Genomic DNA, 4,000 nt, shown 5'->3' on the forward strand with positions numbered 1-4,000 from the left:
GCCCCCGTATGTGAAAGGTGTGTGGGGCGCATTTCAGCCGGTGAGTGGTCTGGAATGACCTTATTTTGGGCAACCATGCGCTTTTAGAACATGTGCACCACCCTTTTCTATTAATTTTGTTCACGTGTGTTTCTCGTTAATTATGTGGTTGTTTACTCCCTTGTTTCGGGACTTAAAAACGCTTCTTTCCGGGGAAACTTGTGAGCAAAACACAAGCATATACTTCCCGTATACGGTAAAAAAGAGAGAAAAAGTTAATTTTTTGGTCCCAATCAGACTTAGCAGGTGGTGATAATTCCCCCAGTTACATTAATTGCTTGACCGGTCATAAAGTCAGAATCCTCTGAGGCTAGGAATACTGCGACCTTTGCCACATCATCTGGTTGCTCTATTCTTCCCAAAGGTGTGAAGAAAATGTACTCCTGAAGTATGCTTTCGGGCGTGCTTCCATCGGCTCTGAGCTCAGCGGTCCACTTCAGCTCACGTTCCTGCATACCTGTGGCAACCAGCCCCGGACAAATGGCGTTCACATTTATCTTGTGGGGAGCCAGTTCCAGAGCTATGCTTTTCACGTAGGCTATAGCGCCTGCCTTGCTTGCATTGTAATGAGCATACATAGGTGCTCCGGTTTTACCCGCCATAGAGGCGGTGCAGATTATCTTACCGCCTCCACCCTGCTCAATCATTCTTTTCGCCACTGCCTGAGTGCAAAGGAACATACCCTTCAGGTTAACATCCATATTAAAGTCCCACTTCTCCTCCGGCATATCCAAAACGAATTCCATGGAAGATACTCCCGCATTGCTCATTAGTATGTCTACCCTGCCAAATTTTTGCACAGTTTCCTTCACCATCTGTTCCACTTCGGATTTTTTTGTTACGTCAACCTTGACCGCCAGAGAATTTCTTCCCAGGGACTGAATTTCGGCAGCGATTTGCTTTGCTTCTTCCAAATTTAAGTCTGCTACAACGACATGTGCTCCTTCCTTCGCGAATCTTAGTGCTATTGCTTTCCCTATTCCTCTTCCCGCACCAGTAATTATTGCTATTTTTTCTTTTAACCTAATTTTCATACACCTCCTATCACGTTTCTCCTCATAGAGGTTTCTTTGTGATTATGGTCATGTTGCGACTGAATGTTACCTCGTCATCCCACAGGCGGTAGGTTTCATTACTGAAATAGTCTCCCTTTTCTGAGGCTAGGAAAACCGCCATTTTGGCAATTGCCTCGGGCTCACAGTCTATCTGGTGTAGTGGTGAGAACAACACAATAGTATCTTCCTCCACTGAGGGCCCAGCTTTTAGCTGGGCTCCCAGTTTTAACTCTCGAGTTTCGAGATAACCGGGACATATTATGTTCACTTTTATGTTCCTACCAGCAAGCTCTAAACCGAGACTACGAGCGAATCCGATCACCGCCCCCATCGAAGCCGCATAGTGTGATAGCTGCTCCTGTCCCGATATTCCTGCTGTGGAGGAGATTATTATCATCTTGCCCTTATTGTTTTTAGCCATCTCCCTCGCTACCGCTTTGCAGAGAAAGAATAAACCCTTCGCATTATAGTCAACTACGGTGTCCCACTGTTCTTCTGACAAGTCGACCATTTTGACCAGTGAGGCTATTCTGGTAACGTTGACTAATATATCAATTGCACCAAACTTTTCCTCTGTTTTTTTAATCATGTCGCTTATATCAGCCTCCTTACGAATATCTACTTTAAGAGCCAGTGATTTTCCACCCTTGGAAGTTATTTCTGAAGCTACCTTTTCGGCGGATTCCCCATCTATGTCTCCCACCACGACTTTTGCTCCTTCACTTGCAAAGGTCAGAGCAATATGTTTCCCTATTCCTCCACCACCACCAACTATAACTGCAGTTTTATCAACCAAATTCATCTCACTTCAACTCCATTAATTAGTCAACCTCAAACAAGTCGCATAAATCTTCGTAAAGTTTCACGTACTTCTGGTAGGCTTTTCCATATACCTCAAAGTTTTTGGTGTTAGGTTCATACTTTCTTTTTATACCCACCATTTTGCTGGCTGCCTCTCTAACATCTTTATAGATTCCCACCGCCTTTCCCGCTAGTATGGCTGCTCCCAGACTGGCAGCTTCCTCCATTTCGGTTTGATAAACAGTTTTCCGAGTGATGTCTGCCTTGATCTGGTTCCACACTGCGCTGCGGGCTCCCCCACCTAGGACTCTTATTTCTTTCACGGGGATTTTCATGTCTTCTAAAACGTCTATGTTTCTTCTCACAATGAAGGCTATGGCTTCCATTATGGCTCTGGCAAAGTGGGCCTTGGTGTGTTTTAGGGTGAAGCCGAAGAAAACACCTTTCGCCTTAGGGTTCGCCTCTGGTGCCATGGCTCCTTGGAGGTGTGGAAGCATCACTAACCCGTCGCTCCCTGGAGGTACTTTTGCTACTTCGTCGCCTATCACGTTGTAGGGATCCGTTTCTAAGAGTTCGGCTACGCTCATCTCTTCTTTTGCGAAGTTGTCTCTGAACCATCTGAGAACCATCCCTCCCGTGGTGAAGGTATGAGCCATATAGGTGTCGGGTATACCGTAGTAGTGGATGGGCATTCTGCCCTGTTTATCGAAAATCGGCTTTTTTAAAACCGCACAAATAGCAAGAGCTGCTCCGGTGTTTTCAGAGAACATTCCTGGCTCTACGTTTCCCACTCCTATTGCCCCGCACACTTGGTCTAGTGCACCGGTGGTTACCATGGTTTTTGGGGACAATCCTAGTTCCTTTGCTACTTCGGGCTTGAGTTCTCCTACTGGTTCTCCGGATTCTTTTATTTCTGGTAGCTGGTCGGCTGTGATTCCTAGGTGGTCCAGCATTTCGTCCCAGTACTTCTTGGTGATGATGTTCCAGTACAATGTGGAGCAGAGAAGTGAGCCTTCAGCTACCAGTTCGCCGGTCATCCGGTATATGAGGTAGTCCTCTATGAGAAGGTACTTGGAGACCTTGTCGAAAATGTTTTTCTCGTTTCTTTTAATCCATAAGATTTTTGAAGCGGGCCATGTGGGAACTATTTTTACTTGTCCCGAAATCTTGAAGGAGTGTTGATCGGGGTCAAATTTTTCTGAGAGAATATCTGCTTCTTCTTGGGCCCGGTTGTCCAGCCAGATTATGGCGTTTCTCAGAGGATTACCATTTTTGTCTATGAAGAATAGTGTTTCTCCCTGTGCTGAGATTCCCAAGGCCTTAATGTCTTCGGGGTTAGCTTTGGTTTGTTCCAGAACTTCACTAACACCCTCTTTGAAAGCTTTCCAAAAGGTTTCTGCAGGAAGCTCCACGGCAAGCGCGGTTGGTGTGAGCAGTGTATACTCTTTGGTGGAAATTCCTTGAAGCTCACCTTTAGTGTTAAAAAGTGCTATTTTTGAGGCGGTGGTTCCAGCATCAAGAGTTAGAATATATTCCAAATTTAAAACCTCCCTTCTAAATGATTAGTCGTCGGGTGGTGCTAGAGCCCAGCAGATTAGTGTTGGTTCTTTGTACTTGTTTATTAGTTTGTGTGGTTCCCCAATAGGAATAATTACTGCGTCTCCCTCTTTTAGCTCCATTTTTTCTTTGGAAAATTCGACTAAGACCTTTCCCTTAGCCACATAGAAGATTTCTTCTCCGTATTTATGACCTGGATCTACGGCACCCTCTTTTCCCGGCTCGATGTGGGAGGTACCGAAAACCAGCTTATCGGACTTCAGGTAAAGGTGGCACAACTCGTCACCTTCCCAAAACTCTTTGGAGTCCTTCATTTTTACTAGTTTTATTTTGATCATTTTACACACCCTTTTTTAAATTTTTATGCGTCTTATTTTTTATTTTACTTTCAATTATTAAAGTTTGTTTCAAAAAATTATTTTTCATAAAAAAATTTTTTACTTGATTAAGGCAATCATATTTAAATTTATTAGAGATGAAAACCATTAGGTATGGTTCTGTGCCAAATACGGTTGGTAAGGTTAATTTGTGGGTCACACCATTCTCAT

The 4,000-nt window shown here is 44.2% G+C and carries 5 protein-coding genes; all 5 read right to left on the reverse strand.

What is annotated here, in order from left to right; translation table 11 throughout:
* Nucleotides 1–278: 278 nt before the first annotated feature.
* A complete protein-coding gene (locus ACUVXA_RS17555; protein WP_445872582.1) occupies nucleotides 279–1,073 on the reverse strand; it encodes an SDR family NAD(P)-dependent oxidoreductase in 795 nt (264 codons plus the stop codon).
* Nucleotides 1,074–1,095: 22 nt separating this feature from the next.
* Nucleotides 1,096–1,896 (reverse strand): SDR family NAD(P)-dependent oxidoreductase, encoded by an 801-nt coding sequence (locus tag ACUVXA_RS17560; protein WP_445872583.1) that lies wholly within the window; start codon nucleotides 1,894–1,896, stop codon nucleotides 1,096–1,098.
* Between the two features lie 19 nt (nucleotides 1,897–1,915).
* Nucleotides 1,916–3,433 (reverse strand): xylulokinase, encoded by a 1,518-nt coding sequence (locus ACUVXA_RS17565; protein ID WP_445872584.1) that lies wholly within the window; start codon nucleotides 3,431–3,433, stop codon nucleotides 1,916–1,918.
* A 24-nt stretch (nucleotides 3,434–3,457) separates the two neighbouring features.
* Nucleotides 3,458–3,790 carry a cupin domain-containing protein gene (locus ACUVXA_RS17570; protein WP_445872585.1) on the reverse strand — a complete coding sequence of 111 codons (333 nt, stop codon included), beginning with the start codon at nucleotides 3,788–3,790 and terminating at the stop codon, nucleotides 3,458–3,460.
* A 1-nt stretch (nucleotide 3,791) separates the two neighbouring features.
* Nucleotides 3,792–4,000 (reverse strand): hypothetical protein (locus ACUVXA_RS17575; protein ID WP_445872586.1); only part of this gene is annotated, 209 nt, incomplete at its 5' end.

The organism is Candidatus Jordarchaeum sp. (genome assembly GCF_052745115.1).